Genomic DNA, 15,927 nt, shown 5'->3' with positions numbered 1-15,927 from the left:
TCGCCGGGGGGCGATCAGCGCGGGCCGAGCGTCCAGCGGGGGCCCTGGGGGCCGTCCTCGATGACCAGACCCGACTGGTTGAGCTGGTCGCGGATGGCGTCCGCGGTGGCCCAGTCCTTGCGGCCGCGGGCCGCCTCGCGCTGCTGGAGCACCAGGCCGACCAGGGTGTCGACGACCCCGTGCAGGTCCTCGCCGCGCTCGCTCTCCCCGGCCCACCGCGCGTCCAGCGGGTCCAGGCCGAGCACGCCGAGCATGGCCCGCACCTCGGCCAGGCGTGCGACCGCGGCCTCCTTGTCGTCGGCGGCCAGGGCGCTGTTGCCCTGCCGGACGGTGGTGTGCACCACGGCCAGCGCCTGCGGCACGCCCAGGTCGTCGTCCATCGCCTCGGCGAAGGCGGGCGGGACCTCGGCGGCGGGCTCGACGACCCCGCCGGCCTTCTCCATCACCCGCTGGACGAAGCCCTCGATCCGCGCGAACGCGGACTCGGCCTCGCGCAGCGCTTCCTCGCTGTACTCGATCATCGAGCGGTAGTGCGGGGTGCCCAGGTAGTAGCGCAGCACGATGGGCCGCCACCGCTTGACCATCTCGGAGACCAGGACCGAGTTGCCCAGCGACTTGGACATCTTCTCGCCGCTCATGGTGACCCAGGCGTTGTGCACCCAGTACCGCGCGAAGTCGTCGCCGAAGGCCTTGGCCTGCGCGATCTCGTTCTCGTGGTGCGGGAAGATCAGGTCGATGCCGCCGCCGTGGATGTCGAAGGCGGGCCCCAGGTACTTGTGGGCCATCGCCGAGCACTCCAGGTGCCAGCCGGGCCGCCCGCGGCCCCAGGGCGTCTCCCAGCTCGGCTCCCCGGGCTTGGCGGCCTTCCACATGGCGAAGTCGCGGGCGTCGCGCTTGCCCGTCTCCCCGACGCTCTCCGGCTGCTGGAGGTTCTCCAGCTCCTGGTTGGACAGCTCCAGATAGCCGGGGAAGGAGCGCACGTCGAAGTACACGTTCCCCTCGGACTCGTAGGCGTGGCCGCGCTCGATGAGGGTGCGCATCATCTCGACCATCTCGGTCACATGGCCCGTCGCCCGCGGCTCGTACGTCGGCGGGAGGCAGCCGAGCGCGGTGTAGCCGTCGTTGAAGGCGCGCTCGTTCTCGTACCCGATCGCCCACCAAGGGCGGCCCTGCTCGGCCGACTTGGTGATGATCTTGTCGTCGATGTCCGTCACATTGCGGACGAACGTCACCTCGAAGCCGCGGTACTCGAACCAGCGGCGCATGATGTCGAAGTTGAGACCCGAGCGGATGTGCCCGATATGGGGTGCGGCCTGCACGGTGGCGCCACACAGGTAGATCGAGACACAACCCGGCTTGAGCGGGGTGAAGTCACGGATCTGCCGGGCGCTGGTGTCGTGCAGGCGAATAGTCACGGGGTCCAGGGTAGTGGGCCGCGGGGAGTGCCTCACGCCCCTTTTCCCCACGAGGCTCGCATTCCCGCTCCCGGGGTGCCGGGCGCTCAGAGGCGCCCGGCCACCTTCCGTGGAACGATCCGCACCACCACGCGCTCGGCGTCCCGCACCGAGTCGGGATTGAACTCCGCGTACTTCTTTCCGGTGTACTTCAGCGACAGCTCGTCGATGAGGTCCCGCGCGCCCTCGGACGACAGCTCCGCGGTCCCCCGGATCTCGGCGTACTCGTACGGCGAGTCGGGGTCGTACACGACGACGCTCACCCGGGGGTCGCGGTCCAGGTTCTTCTTCTTGCGCCGGTCCACGGTGGTGGAGACGAGGAGGTCGTCACCGTCCCGCTTGACCCACACCGGCGACAGCTGGGGGCTGCCGTCGGGCTGGACCGTGCCGATGACGACGAAGACGGGGCGGTCGAGCAGATCCTTGAGCCGGTCGGACAGGGCGGCGGCTGCCATGGGTACCTCCGGGGCCTCGGTCACTGATGACTCCCCGGGTACCCTCGCACGCGCTCAGCTCACGCGCACCACGAGCGCCGTGGCGACCGCCATCAGCCCCTCGTCCCGCCCGGGGAAGCCGAGGCCGTCCGTGGTCGCACCGGAGACCGAGACCGGGGCGCCCGCCGCCTCCGACAGGAGCTTCTGCGCCTCTTCGCGGCGCTTGCCGATCTTCGGACGGGGCCCTACGACCTGCACCGCCACATTGCCGATCCGGAAGCCGGCCGCGCGCACGATCCGTGCCGCCTCCGTCAGCAGCGTGACACCGGACGCGCCGGACCACTCGGGGCGGCCCGTGCCGAAGTGCTGCCCCAGATCGCCGAGACCGGCCGCCGAGAACAGCGCGTTGCAGGCGGCGTGCGCGACCACGTCCGCGTCCGAGTGGCCCGCGAGGCCGGGGCCCTCGCCCTCCCACTTGAGACCCGCGCACCACAGCTCCCGCCCCTCTTCGAAGGCGTGGATGTCGGTGCCGATGCCCACCTGGGGCAGCAGGGGTGCCTCAGAAGCCATCGTTCAGCCTCCTGCGCGCGAGAACCGCCTCGGCCAGCACCAGGTCCAGCGGACGGGTCACCTTGAAGGCCTCCTCGTGACCGGGGATCACCACCACCCCGAGACCCAGCTGCTCCACCATGCTCGCGTCGTCCGTGACGTTGTCCGTCACCGTCCGGTGCGCCCGCACCAGCGTGGCGCGGTCGAAGCCCTGCGGGGTCTGCACCGCACGCAGCCGGGCCCGCTCGGGGGTGGCCAATACCGGCTCCGGCGCACCGGGGGCGGCGGTCCCGACCTCCTTGACGGTGTCGGCGAGCGGCAGCGCGGGCACCACGGCGGGCGCGCCCTCCCGCACCGCCTCGATCACCGCGTCGACCGTGTCCACGGGCACCAGCGGGCGGGCCGCGTCATGGACGAGGACGATCCCGTACTCGGGCGGCAGCGCCTCAAGGCCCAGCCGCACGGACTCCTGCCGGGTGTCGCCGCCGGGGACGACCAGGAAGTCCGTCCGCTCGGGCAGCGCGTGCGCGTCCAGCAGCGACTTGACCTCGGAGGCCCCGTCCGGCGGGGCCACGACGATCACCAGGGAGACGGCTCGGGACGCGGCCATCGCGCGCACCGCGTGGATGAGCATGGGGGTGCCGTTCAGCGCGCGGAGCGCCTTGGGGGCGCCCGGACCGAGGCGAACTCCTCGTCCGGCGGCCGGAATCACCGCGGCCGTACGGATTCCGGCGGGTGCGGGGCGCGATTCGTCAGACATCGGTTCCTGTCAGGTTTGTGTGCTCGGCCGGGATGGGTATGGCCACACCGTGCCGGGCGCGACGCCTTGACCGGACCCTTCCGTGACCTCTGGTCGAGCCAGCTGCCCGGGCCCGGCACGCCAAGTATCGGGGTTTCTCCCCGGCGCAAGAACATATGGGTACGAACATGCCGCAGCGCCCGGCGACGGTCATATCCGTCAACGGGCACCGCGGCATACATGGGTGTCGTGCACCGGTCCGTCCGCCGTGCACCTCGGGGGCCGAGCAGCGGCCTACGGGAAACGGCGGTGGAGGGGCGTCAGGACGCGAGGACCTCGTCGAGCAGTGCCTCGGCCTTGTCCTCGTTCGTGTTCTCCGCGAGGGCCAGCTCGCTCACCAGGATCTGCCGGGCCTTGGCGAGCATCCGCTTCTCACCCGCGGACAGTCCGCGCTCGCGCTCACGGCGCCACAGGTCACGCACGACTTCCGCGACCTTGATGACGTCGCCGGAGGCGAGCTTCTCCAGATTTGCCTTGTACCGACGCGACCAGTTCGTGGGCTCCTCGGCGTACGGCGCGCGCAGCACCTCGAAGACCCGGTCCAGCCCGTCCTGACCGACCACATCACGCACGCCGACGAACTCCGCATTGTCCGCTGGCACACGTACCGTCAGGTCGCCCTGGGCGACCTTCAGCACCAAGTAGGTCTTGTCCACGCCTTTGATCTGGCGAGTTTCGATGGCCTCGATCAGCGCGGCCCCGTGATGGGGATAGACCACGGTGTCGCCAACCTTGAACGTCATGTGACAGGTACCCCTTCCGTGGCTATCCAGGGTAACACGGAAACCGCGTCTTCTGAATGGCGTTTTCGCAGGTCAGGGCATATCTCGGGGCTTGACAAGCGCGACCGGAACGTGCTGCGGAGGGCGAGCGGAACGAGGTATTCGCAGGTGGGAGCGGCTCTGCGGGCACCCGGAAAGCGGTGCGCCACTCGCCCCGGAGGCACCCGAGCAGTGCCGGAACGTCCCCATTTGTCCGGCTGCAAGCGATCGACTTCCGCTACTCCGTTCGGTGCCTGCCGTCACCTACGGGCCGAATCCGGAATTGATCAAGGAGGTCTCCGATCCCGGGTTGTTGTCCGACTGATCGATTTTCACGGGCGCCGCGCATTCCTTGCCGGAAATCCCAGGCATGGAACGCCGGACACTTATGTGAATGCAGCACCAAGCAGAGGTCAAAGAGGCTGCTGGGGCAGGCGGGAACAGCGGGAACGGTGAGGTCGCGGCTCCCGGGGGCGGGCTCCCGCGGAGCTGCCCAGGCGAGCGCCCCAGGGGACCCCACCGTATGCCGCCGAGGACCCGCTCCGGCCACCGCCGAGGACCCGTTCCGGCCACCCTTCCGGGAACGAAGTCGGGGCCTTGGGGAGGGTCGGGTGCGACCCCCCGGGAACGGCTCGGTAACCTAAGGCCGCTGACAGACACTTAGGGCGGCTTTATCAGGGAGTCGTCCTGCTCCGCCCACGTTCAAGGAGTTGCCGCCGCCGTGAGCAGCAGCCTTCGACGCGGCGCCCTCGCCGCCGCCGCCATTGCGTTCTCGATCGCCTCGCTCGCCGCATGCGGCGCCGGCAACAACAGCCAGACGCTCGAGATCAAGCCGGACAACGCCGCGACCAGCGTCGGCGACATCAAGATCCAGAACGCTCTGGTCATCACCCAGCCCGACCCGAAGGCCAAGGGCCCCGCGGTGATCTCGGCGACCGTCTTCAACACCGGCCGCACCGACCAGACGCTGGACTCGATCAGCGTGGACGGCGACGGCACCGCGGCCCTCTCCCCCGGCAAGGGTGGCGGCAAGGTCACCATCCCGGCCGGTGAGTCCATCGTGATCGGCGGCAAGGACAACGCCTCCGCGATCCTGGACAACACCGGTGCCGCCGTCCAGAACGGCAACGCGCAGAAGATCACCTTCGGCTTCAGCAAGACCGGCGATGTGAGCCTGCGGGCCTTCGTGGTCCCGGCCGAGAGCTACTTCACCAAGTGGGGCCCGAGCAACATCCCCACGCCGAGCGCCTCCGCCACCCCGTCGGGCAGCACCAGCCCGAAGCCGTCGGGCTCCCCCTCGGGCTCCCCCGCCACGGGCGCCTCCGGCGCACCGGGCCACAGGAGCACGCACAGCCCGAAGGCCACGGAGTCGGGCGCCTCGGAGCACTGATCTCCGGCCGGGGCCACACCCCGGCCACCACATGGCCGAACCCCGAAGGGCGGGGGCCGTTTCCGCCCGGGAGCGCCTTCGCAGGCCCGTAGGCCCGGGTCCTGCGGCCAGGGCCGGGCGCAGGACCGGGTACGAGGGAGCCAAGGCCGCGGACGTGAGCCGTCGGCCGGGAGCCGAGCCAGGAGCCGCAGGCCGAAGGCGGCGTGCCTGGGGTCAGCGCCAGGGGCCCCAGCCACGAAGCGGACACCGGGCCCCGGGCACCGCCCGAACGGTGAGCGGTGGGGCGGTTTACGGCTCGAACTTGTAGCCGAGGCCGCGGACCGTGACCAGGTAGCGCGGGGCGCCCGGGTCCGGCTCGATCTTGGCGCGGAGGCGCTTGACGTGGACGTCCAGGGTCTTGGTGTCACCGACGTAGTCGGCGCCCCAGACGCGGTCGATGAGCTGCATACGGGTCAGCACGCGGCCCGCGTTGCGCAGCAGCATCTCCAGGAGGTCGAACTCCTTCAGCGGCAGGTCGACCTTGGAGCCGGAGACCGTCACCACGTGCCGGTCGACGTCCATGCGCACCGGCCCGGCCTCCAGCGCGGCCGGCGTCACCTCCTCGGGCTCGCCGCGGCGGCGCAGGACGGCCCGGATACGGGCGACGAGCTCGCGCGAGGAGAACGGCTTGGTGACGTAGTCGTCGGCCCCTATCTCCAGCCCGACCACCTTGTCGATCTCGCTGTCCTTGGCGGTCACCATGATGACCGGGACGTTGGACCGGCCGCGCAGCTGGCGGCAGACCTCGGTGCCGGGCAGGCCGGGCAGCATCAGGTCGAGCAGGACGAGATCGGCGCCGTTGCGCTCGAACTCGTCGAGACCGTCGGGCCCGGTGGTCGCGATGGCGACCTCGAAGCCCTCCTTGCGGAGCATGTAGGACAGGGCGTCGCTGAAGGACTCCTCGTCCTCGACGACGAGCACTCGGGTCACGGAAGGACCTCCGGGGCGGGAAGCGGTTCGTACGGGGAAGAGACGGTGGTCGTCCCGTCGGGGCGGCCGTCCTCGTCTTCGAGGTCGGACGGGTGGTCGGTCGCGCGGTCGCGGGCCGCACCCGCCTCCGGCAGCCGCAGGGTGAACGTGGAGCCCTGTCCCTCCGAGCTCCACACCGTGACCTCCCCGCCGTGCGAGGCGGCCACATGCTTGACGATCGCGAGACCCAGTCCCGTACCGCCCGTGGCACGGGAGCGGGCCGGGTCGACGCGGTAGAAGCGCTCGAAGATGCGCTCCTTGTCCTTGTCGGAGATGCCGATGCCCTGGTCGGTCACGGCAAGTTCGATCATGTCCCCGCCGGTCGCCGCGACCCTGCGGGCGGCGATGCCGACGCGAGTGCGGGCGGGGGAGTAGTTGACGGCGTTCTCGACGAGGTTGCCGAGGGCGGCGGCGAGCTGGCCGCGGTTGCCCCACACATGGAGGTCGGCGGTGCCCCCGGCGGCCATCGTGATCTGCTTGGTGCCGGCCTGGTGGCGGCAGCGGTCGATGGCCTCGGCGACGAGTTCGTCGACGCGCACGGGTTCGGCGTCCTCAAGGGGGTCGTCGTTCTGCACCCGCGAAAGGTCGATCAGTTCCTGCACCAGATTGGTCAGCCGGGTCGCCTCGATCTGCATCCGGCCCGCGAAGCGCTCCACGGCCTCGGGGTCGTCGGAGGCGTCCATCACGGCCTCGGAGAGCAGCGACAGGGCGCCCACCGGTGTCTTCAGCTCATGGCTGACGTTCGCCACGAAATCGCGGCGCACCGCCTCTATCCGCCGGGCCTCGGTGAGATCCTCGACCAGCAGCAGAACCAGCCGGGAGCCGAGCGGGGCCACCCGGGCGGAGACGGCGAGTGCCTCTCCGCGTCCGGTGCCGCGGCGCGGCAGGTCCAGCTCGACCTGGCGTATCTCGCCGTCCCGGCGGGTGTCGCGTGCCATCTGGAGCATCGGCTCGACCGCGAGTTTGCCACCGCGTACGAGTCCGAGGGCGTAGGCGGCGGAGCTGGCCTTTACCACGGCGTCGGACTCGTCGAGGACGACGGCCGAGGACCGCAGCACGGACAGCACCGTGTCCACACCCGGCGGAAGCACGGGATCGGTGTGCAGGGAAGTGCGGGTGGGGCGCTTCTGGTCGCGCTCGCTCCAGCGGAACGCCAGCATGGCGATGACACCGGTGAGCACTCCGGCGATCGCTGCCGCTGCGGCGACCGCCGCGTTCACGTCCATGCACCCAGGTTAGGCACGTCAGGAGGGTTACCCACAGCCGTGGGAGTGCGACCTCGAACACTCGTCGCTCAGAGTTCACCTTGGAGCCAGTATTGGTTCATTTGGGATGTCGGAAACGGTCGCGTACGGACCGGAACGTGGGAGCGTGGGGACCGAAGGGGCCGTGTCCGCCGTGTTCGCCATGGCGACGACGGGCCCCGGCCCCCGGCTCCCCGAAGCAGACGTAAGAGAGGGACACCCTGATGCGGGACGCGTACCACGAGGAACTTGACTCGATCGGCGAGGGCCTGGTCGAGATGGCCCGGCTCGTCGGGTCGGCGATCGGGCGCGCCACGACGGCGATCCTCGACTCCGACCTCAAGCTGGCCGAAACGGTCATCGAGGGCGACAAGAAGGTCGACGAACTCCAGCACGACCTGGAGGCGCGCGCGATCGCCCTGCTCGCCCGCCAGCAGCCGGTGGCCACCGACCTGCGGATCGTCGTCACCTCGCTGCGGATGAGCGCCGACCTGGAGCGCTCGGGCGACCTCGCCCAGCATGTCGCGAAGCTGGCCCGGCTGCGGTTCCCGGCGCGCGCCGTCCCGCTCGACCTGCACGCGACGATCCTGGAGATGGGCCAGCTCGCGCAGCGCCTGATGGCGAAGGCCGCGGAGGTCATCGTCACCAAGGACATCGACCTGGCGATGCAGCTGGAGCAGGACGACGACGAGATGGACCTGCTGCACCGCACGCTCTTCCAGCACCTGATCGACGACCGCTGGAAGCACGGCATAGAGACCGCCGTGGACGTCACCCTGCTGGGCCGCTACTACGAGCGCTACGCCGACCACGCCGTGGCGGTGGCGAAGCGCGTGGTCTACCTGGTGACCGGCGAGCACGCCGACGAGCTCCAGGCAGACATCCGGCCCGTGACGGGGACCGAGGGCGTCTGACCTCGGGACGGCCGGACAAGGCCCTCGGGCGGCCGGACGAACAGCCCGGCCGCGTGCTCGATCCTCGGGGCGGCCCGAGGGGCAATGGGCTGCGCGTCTGATCCGCGATCACGCGCCCCCGGCCCCGCCTCCCCCGTCTCCTCCGCCTCCCCCGGGGTGTGCGAGGCGGGGGAGGCGCCCGGGTCCGGTGGGAACGGGCAAGCTTCCGTGCGCCGTTGACGCGCCCGCCGTCGCGGGCATGGAATGGACGCAGGCACCGTCTTGTCGGACTCTAGGAGAGATCCATGGCCGAGGCCCCCGTCACGCCCGACCCCACGCAGACGCGCGAGACCGAGCAGCCCATCGAGATCAAGAGCCTCCCCCTGGTCGGCGCGTGCGGCTGCGGATCCGGCTGCGGATGCGGATGCCAGTCGGGCGCGCCCTGCCAGTGCGGCTGATCTGAGCCCAACCGCTCAACCGCTCAACCGCTCAACCGTTTCACCTGCATAGGTACACAGATGAGGGCCCGGCACCGCGCGGGCCCTCACTCGTGCGCCCGGCCCACCATCGCGGCCGGGTCGACGGTGCGGTCGAACTCCTCGGCGCTGACATAGCCGGAGGCCAGCGCGGCCTCGCGCAGGGTGGTGCCCTCGTCGTTCGCCTTGTGGGCGATGGCCGAGGCCTTGTCGTAGCCGATCACCGGCGACAGCGCGGTCACCAGCATCAGGGACCGTTCGACGAACTCGTCGATCCGGGAGCGGTTCAGGTCGGTGCCCTCGATGCAGTACTGGCGCAGCTTGGTGCAGGCGTCGGCGAGGATGCCGGCCGCGTGCAGGAAATTGCTGATGATGACCGGGCGCATGGCGTTCAGCTCGAAGTTCCCCTGGGAGCCCGCGAAGGCGATGGCCGTGTCCTCGGACAGCACCTGGATGCAGACCATGACCATCGCCTCGCACTGGGTCGGGTTGACCTTGCCCGGCATGATCGACGAACCCGGCTCGTTCGCGGGCAGCACCAGTTCGCCGAGCCCGCAGCGCGGCCCCGAGGCCAGCCACCGGATGTCGTTGGCGATCTTCATCAGGGCCACGGCCAGGGCGCGGAGCCCGGCCGAGGCTCCGACCATGGCGTCCAGACCGCCCTGCGCGGCGAACTTGTTCTCGGCGGTGACAAAGGGATAGCCCGTCTCGGCGGCTATCTCGGCGGCCACCTGCTCGCCGAACCCGGGCGGGGCGTTCAGCCCGGTCCCTACGGCGGTGCCGCCCGCGGCCAGTTCGAACAGGCCCTCCGCGGACACCGCGACCCGGTCGACGGCCTGCGCCAGCTGGTGGGCGTAGCCGGACCACTCCTCCCCCACAGTGAGCGGAACCGCGTCCTCCAGATGCGTACGGCCGATCTTCACCACATCGCGCCACTGCTCCGCCTTGGCCTCGATGGCCCACTGGAGCGCCTGGGTGCTGGGCAGCAGTCGTTCGTGCACCGCCTTGATCGCGGCGATGTGCATCGCGGTGGGAAAGGTGTCGTTGGAGGACTGGCCCATGTTGACGTGGTCGTTGGGGTGGACCGGGGTCTTGCTGCCCAGCTCGCCCCCGACCAGCTGGATCGCCCGGTTGCTGATCACCTCGTTGGTGTTCATGTTGGACTGCGTCCCGGACCCGGTCTGCCACACATACAGCGGGAAGTGCTCGTCCAGCTCCCCCGCCACGACCTCGTCGGCGACCCGGGCGATCAGCTCGGACTTCCAGCCGGGCAGCCGCCCGGCCCGCCCGTTGACCAGCGCCGCGGCCTTCTTGACGTAGCCGTAGGCGTGGTAGACCGCCTTCGGCATCCGGTCGTCGCCGATGGAGAAGTGGATCAGGGACCGCTGGGTCTGCGCACCCCAGTAGCGGTCCGCCGGGACCTCGACGGCACCCATGGAGTCCGTCTCCCGCCGGGTGCCGCTCGCATGCAGGCCGACGGGGAGATCGAGGATCTTCGGGGCGGGCTCTTCCCGGGTCACCGGGTCCGCCGGGTCCGCCGGGGCGGGGCTTTCCGGGGAGGACGCGGCGGCCCGGGCCGTACGGGAACGCGCCTTCACGAGGCGGCTCCATCACGGCCGCCGCTGCCGTAGCCGTCTCCACCGACGCTGGTGCTGCCGCCATTGCCGCTGTGGCTGCCGTGGCCGTTGCTGCTGCCGTCGCAGCCATCGCCGTAGACCGGCTTCCACATGGCGTCCCGGACGGCCCGGTCGGGGTCGGCCGGTTTGCGGGTGGCGACCCCCTCGTCGACCGCCGCGGCGACCACCGCGGCGGCGGTGCGGGCCGAGGACTCCCGCAGGTTCTCCACCGGCGGCAGCAGGGAGGCACCCGGTGCGGTGGGATCGACCTGGTCCGCGACCGCCTGCGCCGCCGCCAGCAGCATGCCCGCCGTGACCCGGGACGCGCCCGAGACGATCGTGCCGAGCCCCAGCCCGGGGTAGAGCAGCGCGTTGTTGGCCTGCCCGATGTCGTAGCGGACACCGCCGTACTCGACGGGCGCCACGGGGATGCCGACCGCGACCAGCGCCTTGCCCTTGGACCAGGCGATCACATCGGCGGGCATGGCCTCGATCCGCGAGGTCGGATTGGAGATGGGGAAGACGATCGGCCGCTCGGTGCCCTCGGCCATGGCCTCCACGACCTCCCGGGTGAACGCCCCGTGCACCGTGGAGGTGCCCAGCAGAATGGTCGGCCGCACCTGCCGCACGGTGGTCACCAGCGAGATCGGGCCGCCGTCGGGCGCCAAGGCCGCGACCTCCGCCCGCTCCCGCGCATACGGCCGCTGGTAGTCCCGCAGATCGGTCATGTCCCGGGTGAGCAGGCCCTGCTTGTCGATCAGCCAGACCTGCGCGGTGGCCTGCTCGCGGCTCGCCCCGTCGCGGATCATGGCGTCCCTCAGCTGGTCGGCGATGCCCACGCCCGCCGTACCCGCGCCGAAGACCACCAGCCTCTGGTCCCGCATCGGCACCCCGCTCACCTTGACCGCCGACAGGGCCGCGGCCAGCGTGATCGCCCCGGTGCCCTGGACGTCGTCGTTGAAGATGCGGTAGGTGTCCCCGTACTCCTCCAGGATCCGCCGGGCGTTGCCGGGACCGAAGTCCTCGAAGTGCAGCAGGGCGCCGGGGAACATCGACGACGCGGTCCGCAAATACCTCTCGATGAACGTGTCATAGTCGGCGCCCCGCACCCGAGGATGCCGATTCCCGGCGTACAGCGGGTCGTTGAGCAGCGACTCCCGGTCCGTGCCGACATCCAGCGACACGGCGATCACCCGGCGCGGGTCGATACCGGCGGCCGCGGTGTACACCGCGAGCTTGCCCACCGCGATCTGGATTCCTCCCACGCCCCAGTCGCCGATGCCGAGGATCTCCTCCGCGTCCGTGCACACGATCAGGTCCACGTCCTCGGGCCCGAGCCCGAAGGTGGCGAAGGTCTTCTCCATGTCGTCGGGCCGGTCGATGGAGAGAAAGGCCCCGCGCGGGCGGCGGTACTCATGGGAGTACTTCTCGATCGCCTCGCCGACCGTGGGGTCGTAGACGATCGGCAGCAGCTCCACCAGATGGTCGGTCAGCAGCTTGAAGTACAGCGTCTCGTTCCGGTCGTGCAGCTGCTCCAGATAGACGTTCTTCGCCAAGTCGCCGCCCTGGGCGCACATTTGCCGGTACGCGCGCTCCGCCTGCTGCTCCAGGGTCAGCACCCCGGACGGGAGCCGCCCGGTCAGCCCCAGCGCGGCCCGCTCCTGGGCGGTGAAGGCCATCCCCCTGTTGAGAAGGGAATCCGCCAGCACGCTCGGGGTGGCCGGGGTCCGCACGGTCCTGTCCATCATGAGGGCCTCCTGCACGCGACTCCGCTACTCGACCGCCTCTGGGGCTCTACGCCTCTACGCCTTCTACGCCCGCTGGCCGCTGTATCTCCGGACCGGACCGGCCGCGAACAGAGGCGACCGGCCGCGAACGGCCGACCGCTCCTCCCCCACTGTGCGCCGACACCCGCGCCACCGCTCGCCGATCTTGCCCGGACCCGGCGTTCCGCCTTGCCCGGACCCTGCCTTCCGCGGGGACTCCGTTTACCCCGGGCGGGCAGTGTTCGCCCAGGCGTCACCTGTGGTTCGAGCCAAACCGATCAACGCTCCCTAGATTGCAAAGGAAGTGCATTGCCATGCCCAAGGGAGGGTTTTGTGAACGGAAGCATGCGTGGAATGCGGTGGGGGGCGCCGGTCGCTGCGGCGTCTGCGGCAGTGGTGGCGACCATGGTGCTCAGTCCGACACCGGGCGCGTCCGCCGGTGCCCCGCAGAGCACGGCGAAGGCGAAGGCTCCCGCCGCGAAGAACGTCATCTTCATCAACGGTGACGGCATGGGCGCCGACGCGCGCGAGGCCGCACGGCTGCATCTCGCCGGACTCCAGGGCCGGCTGACGATGGACCGCCTTCCCGTGTCCGGCCAGCTGACGACCACTCCGGACGACCCCAAGGCCGTCGTCACGGACTCCGCGGCCGCCGCCACCGCCTGGGCCACGGGCCAGAAGACCTACAACGGCGCGATCAGCGTCGACACCGACGGCAACCCGCTGCCCACGCTCGGGGCACAGGCCAAGGCCGCGGGCAAGTCCACCGGACTGGTGACCACCGCGCAGGTCACCGACGCGTCCCCGGCGGCTTTCTTCTCCAGCACCGCCGACCGCGGCAAGCAGGACGAGATCGCCCGCCAGTACCTCGATGTCACCAAGCCGGATGTGATCCTGGGCGGCGGCGAGGACTGGTGGCTGCCGGCCGGGACCGCGGGCGCGTACCCGGACAAGCCCGCCGAGGACACCGGTGAGGGCAGCCGCGGCACCAAGGGCAATCTGATCGCCAAGGCCAAGCGCTCCGGCTACACCTACGTCAACAGCGCGAAGGGCCTGGACAGGGCGCCGAAGGGCAAACTGCTCGGCCTCTTCTCCAACGAGGAGATGTTCCAGCAGCGCCCCGAGGGCCAGGGCGATGTGTACAACCCGGCCGTCGACCTCGCCACGATGACCGACAAGGCGCTGAAGACGCTGGACAAGAACAAGAAGGGCTTCTTCCTCATGGTCGAGGAGGAAGGTGTCGACGAGTTCGCCCACAGCAACAACGGCACCCGCGTCCTCCAGTCGATGCAGCAGCTGGAACGGGCCGTCGCCGTCGCCCGCGCCTACCAGGCCACCCACCCCGACACCCTTCTCGTCGTCACCGGCGACCACGAGACCGGCGGCCTGGCGGTCGAGGAGAACGACGCGGCCGACGAGTCCGGCTCCGGCATCTCCACCGAGGACGGCCCCTTCACCATCCACGGCAGCGACCGTACGTTCACCATCGACTGGACCACGTCGGGCCACACCAGCGTCGACGTCCCGGTCACGGCCGCGGGCCCCCTCGCCACCCGCTTCACCGGCAAGCACGCCAACACCCACGTCCACGACGTCCTCGCCCAGATCCTGACCCACCGCGCCTGACGGGCTCACCTCCGCCCCGGAGCGGTCCCCTGCCATGGTCCGTTCCGGGGCCCCGCCGACCACGAGCCGTTGTCGAACCTGGGGACTCCCCGAGCCCTGATACGTTCTGACATACATTCCGACCAATTCGGCCCCGATGAAGCTCGACGGAGCCGAATGACGCCGGATGACGCCCACCGAAGAAGGAGCCGCATGTTCGGCCTGCTTGTGCGCTTCACCTGCAAGGACGACGCGGCCGCGACCGCCTTCGACGACCTGGTGGCACGAACGGCCGAACAGATCCGCGCGAACGAGCCCGGAACGCTGATCTACACCGTCCACCGCGTGCACGGCCGCCCCCTGGAGCGCGTCTTCTACGAGCTGTACGGGGACGAGGCCGCCTTCGAGGAACACGAATCGAAGGACTACGTACGCGCCTTCCTCACCGAACGGGACCAGTACCTCACCAGCACGGAGGTCGACCGCCTGGACTTCCTGTACGGCAAGGGTGCGGACGCCGAGCACTGAGTTCCGGAAGAGGCACGGAGCCCTCCCGCCGCCCTCGGCCCCGTAAAGGCTGAAAACCAGGACGACGGGAGAGCCGTGAGGGACCTCAGGGGCCGACGGGCTCCCAGACGGGGAGCCATACCTCATTGGGTGCGCCTGCTGCGACGCACGTGTACTGGATGAGGTTTCTGCCCTCGCCCACGCCGCCCCTGACGTTCAGACACTTGCCGCTCGACTTGACCACCAGCTGGTAGCCGATGCCCTTCGGGACGAACTTCCAGAGCTCGTTGGCCGCGGTGCCGCAGGTGTACTGGATGACCCGGGTGTTGTCGGCGGTGCCCCCGCCCTCGACGTTGAGGCACTTGCCGCTGCTGAGGGACCTGAACCGGTAGTAGCCGTTGCCCATGGCGTCGGCCTCCCAGCGTTCGTTGGGCTTGCCGGTCCACGGGTACTGGATCACCGGGGCCCCGTTCTGCTGGGAACCTCCCTCCACATTGGCGACCTGTCCGGGGTAGGCCGCCAGTCGCAGAGACAGCTCCCGCACCAGCACCGCCCGGGGGGAGTCGGCTCCCCGGTGCGGGACCTGCGGCGCCGCTCCCGCCACCGCGTTGGACGAGCCCAGCGCCAGGACCCCGGCGAACCCGGCCGCCAGAGCCGCCGACTTCACGACCGACTTCTTGCTCCACACCATGCTGCTGCCTCCTGTGTCGCGACAGATCAGCCCTCAGTCACTGATCCGACACGCAACGTAATCGAGAGGAGCCGGGCTCCTGAAGAGAGAGCGAGAGGCATCCCAGCCGAGCCGCGCGCCTCCGCACGCTGGTTTGCATTCCCAAAAAACCAGGAACCCGCGAACACGAGCCGGTCCCCCACCCGGACAGCACAAGAGCCCCCGCCCGCAAACAGAAGCGCGGGAAGGGGCCCTGAGCGGGGGGCTGGGACTGTCAAACGAGTGGTGTATCTGAGGCAGTTGAGGGTTACTGCCTGGCTGCCGGGAGGCGGCTGTCGAAGGTCATGCCGCCGTCGGGGCCGCTGTCAGAACAGCCACACCCCGAAGGCCGCGACCGCCAGGCCGACGGCAAGGAAGACACCGGCCGTGAGGGTCAGCGGAAGCAGTTGCTTGCGCCGACGCGGCGGGTCGAGGCCGCGCCAGGTGCTGTGCACCGCGTACACCCCGACGAGCGCGATCGCACAGCCGAACACCACGGCCAGCAGCCCGAAGAACTTGGCCCAGGTGTAGGGGTGGTCCGGGTTCGGGGTCCACACCGCGGCGAGGTCGGTGGCGCTCGGCACTCTCACTCGTCCTTTTCATCCTTCATCAGGTCCTGGAGGTCGGACTCGATACCGGAACCGGCGGCGTAGACACCCGTATTGAGGGTGGTTCCCACGGTGTTCATGAAGGCGCCGTCCGCGAGCTTCCCACGG

Annotated in this window: 15 protein-coding genes; 4 read left to right on the top strand and 11 right to left on the bottom strand. The window is 70.2% G+C overall.

The window, feature by feature from the left end:
* Positions 1 to 14: 14 nt before the first annotated feature.
* The 5 genes from cysS to ACIHAA_RS09725 form a co-directional block, all read right to left on the bottom strand.
* Positions 15 to 1,415: a cysteine--tRNA ligase gene (cysS, locus tag ACIHAA_RS09745; protein WP_399814974.1), complete on the bottom strand. Its 1,401-nt coding sequence runs from the start codon at positions 1,413 to 1,415 to the stop codon at positions 15 to 17.
* Positions 1,416 to 1,501: 86 nt separating this feature from the next.
* On the bottom strand, positions 1,502 to 1,909 hold the full coding sequence (locus ACIHAA_RS09740) for a PPOX class F420-dependent oxidoreductase (RefSeq protein ID WP_399814971.1): 408 nt from the start codon (positions 1,907 to 1,909) through the stop codon (positions 1,502 to 1,504).
* 54 nt (positions 1,910 to 1,963) lie between these two features.
* Positions 1,964 to 2,458 carry a 2-C-methyl-D-erythritol 2,4-cyclodiphosphate synthase gene (gene ispF / locus ACIHAA_RS09735; protein ID WP_399814967.1) on the bottom strand — a complete coding sequence of 165 codons (495 nt, stop codon included), beginning with the start codon at positions 2,456 to 2,458 and terminating at the stop codon, positions 1,964 to 1,966.
* Positions 2,448 to 3,197 (bottom strand): 2-C-methyl-D-erythritol 4-phosphate cytidylyltransferase, encoded by a 750-nt coding sequence (ispD, locus tag ACIHAA_RS09730; protein WP_399814964.1) that lies wholly within the window; start codon positions 3,195 to 3,197, stop codon positions 2,448 to 2,450. The genes ispF and ispD overlap by 11 nt, the downstream gene beginning before the upstream one ends.
* A gap of 299 nt (positions 3,198 to 3,496) precedes the next feature.
* Entirely contained in the window at positions 3,497 to 3,979 is a 483-nt protein-coding gene (locus ACIHAA_RS09725; RefSeq protein WP_003953493.1) for a CarD family transcriptional regulator, read from the bottom strand.
* Positions 3,980 to 4,718: 739 nt separating this feature from the next.
* On the opposite strand from ACIHAA_RS09725, the gene ACIHAA_RS09720 reads away from it, so the two are divergent.
* Positions 4,719 to 5,387: a DUF461 domain-containing protein gene (locus ACIHAA_RS09720; RefSeq protein WP_399814961.1), complete on the top strand. Its 669-nt coding sequence runs from the start codon at positions 4,719 to 4,721 to the stop codon at positions 5,385 to 5,387.
* 288 nt (positions 5,388 to 5,675) lie between these two features.
* Here ACIHAA_RS09720 and ACIHAA_RS09715 read toward each other — a convergent pair whose 3' ends face one another.
* Positions 5,676 to 6,356 carry a response regulator transcription factor gene (locus ACIHAA_RS09715; RefSeq protein WP_009340348.1) on the bottom strand — a complete coding sequence of 227 codons (681 nt, stop codon included), beginning with the start codon at positions 6,354 to 6,356 and terminating at the stop codon, positions 5,676 to 5,678.
* Positions 6,353 to 7,621 carry a sensor histidine kinase gene (locus ACIHAA_RS09710; protein ID WP_399814958.1) on the bottom strand — a complete coding sequence of 423 codons (1,269 nt, stop codon included), beginning with the start codon at positions 7,619 to 7,621 and terminating at the stop codon, positions 6,353 to 6,355. Before ACIHAA_RS09710 ends, ACIHAA_RS09715 begins: the two co-directional genes overlap by 4 nt.
* A 242-nt stretch (positions 7,622 to 7,863) precedes the next feature.
* Between ACIHAA_RS09710 and phoU the strand changes: the two genes are divergently transcribed.
* Positions 7,864 to 8,553 (top strand): phosphate signaling complex protein PhoU, encoded by a 690-nt coding sequence (phoU, locus tag ACIHAA_RS09705; RefSeq protein WP_399814955.1) that lies wholly within the window; start codon positions 7,864 to 7,866, stop codon positions 8,551 to 8,553.
* A gap of 523 nt (positions 8,554 to 9,076) precedes the next feature.
* Here the strand turns inward: phoU and fumC are convergent.
* Entirely contained in the window at positions 9,077 to 10,606 is a 1,530-nt protein-coding gene (gene fumC / locus ACIHAA_RS09700) for a class II fumarate hydratase (protein ID WP_399814952.1), read from the bottom strand.
* Entirely contained in the window at positions 10,603 to 12,372 is a 1,770-nt protein-coding gene (locus ACIHAA_RS09695) for an NAD-dependent malic enzyme (protein ID WP_399814950.1), read from the bottom strand. The genes fumC and ACIHAA_RS09695 overlap by 4 nt, the downstream gene beginning before the upstream one ends.
* Before the next feature lie 423 nt (positions 12,373 to 12,795).
* On the opposite strand from ACIHAA_RS09695, the gene ACIHAA_RS09690 reads away from it, so the two are divergent.
* Positions 12,796 to 14,016: an alkaline phosphatase gene (locus ACIHAA_RS09690; protein WP_399814948.1), complete on the top strand. Its 1,221-nt coding sequence runs from the start codon at positions 12,796 to 12,798 to the stop codon at positions 14,014 to 14,016.
* Positions 14,017 to 14,208: 192 nt separating this feature from the next.
* Positions 14,209 to 14,523 carry a putative quinol monooxygenase gene (locus tag ACIHAA_RS09685; protein WP_399814946.1) on the top strand — a complete coding sequence of 105 codons (315 nt, stop codon included), beginning with the start codon at positions 14,209 to 14,211 and terminating at the stop codon, positions 14,521 to 14,523.
* 85 nt (positions 14,524 to 14,608) lie between these two features.
* Here ACIHAA_RS09685 and ACIHAA_RS09680 read toward each other — a convergent pair whose 3' ends face one another.
* Together ACIHAA_RS09680 and ACIHAA_RS09675 are read right to left on the bottom strand one after the other, a co-directional pair.
* Entirely contained in the window at positions 14,609 to 15,193 is a 585-nt protein-coding gene (locus tag ACIHAA_RS09680; protein WP_399814943.1) for an RICIN domain-containing protein, read from the bottom strand.
* A gap of 344 nt (positions 15,194 to 15,537) precedes the next feature.
* Complete coding sequence (locus tag ACIHAA_RS09675) at positions 15,538 to 15,801, bottom strand: hypothetical protein (protein WP_399814939.1); 264 nt, start codon at positions 15,799 to 15,801, stop codon at positions 15,538 to 15,540.
* Positions 15,802 to 15,927 lie beyond the last annotated feature (126 nt).

The sequence above is a fragment of the Streptomyces sp. NPDC052040 genome (assembly GCF_044548405.1).
In the GTDB taxonomy this organism is placed as follows: Bacteria; Actinomycetota; Actinomycetes; order Streptomycetales; family Streptomycetaceae; genus Streptomyces.
This window is presented reverse-complemented; position numbering and strand designations above follow the sequence as displayed.

Bases quoted from the DNA above. Each gene is read 5' to 3' on its own strand.
- ispF (WP_399814967.1), bottom strand. From the start codon at position 2,458: ATGGCTTCTGAGGCACCCCTGCTGCCCCAGGTGGGCATCGGCACCGAC.
- ACIHAA_RS09680 (WP_399814943.1), bottom strand. From the start codon at position 15,193: ATGGTGTGGAGCAAGAAGTCGGTCGTGAAGTCGGCGGCTCTGGCGGCC.
- ACIHAA_RS09740 (WP_399814971.1), bottom strand. From the start codon at position 1,909: ATGGCAGCCGCCGCCCTGTCCGACCGGCTCAAGGATCTGCTCGACCGC.
- ispD (WP_399814964.1), bottom strand. From the start codon at position 3,197: ATGTCTGACGAATCGCGCCCCGCACCCGCCGGAATCCGTACGGCCGCG.
- phoU (WP_399814955.1), top strand. From the start codon at position 7,864: ATGCGGGACGCGTACCACGAGGAACTTGACTCGATCGGCGAGGGCCTG.
- ACIHAA_RS09725 (WP_003953493.1), bottom strand. From the start codon at position 3,979: ATGACGTTCAAGGTTGGCGACACCGTGGTCTATCCCCATCACGGGGCC.
- ACIHAA_RS09690 (WP_399814948.1), top strand. From the start codon at position 12,796: ATGGTGCTCAGTCCGACACCGGGCGCGTCCGCCGGTGCCCCGCAGAGC.
- ACIHAA_RS09695 (WP_399814950.1), bottom strand. From the start codon at position 12,372: ATGATGGACAGGACCGTGCGGACCCCGGCCACCCCGAGCGTGCTGGCG.
- ACIHAA_RS09710 (WP_399814958.1), bottom strand. From the start codon at position 7,621: ATGGACGTGAACGCGGCGGTCGCCGCAGCGGCAGCGATCGCCGGAGTG.
- ACIHAA_RS09685 (WP_399814946.1), top strand. From the start codon at position 14,209: ATGTTCGGCCTGCTTGTGCGCTTCACCTGCAAGGACGACGCGGCCGCG.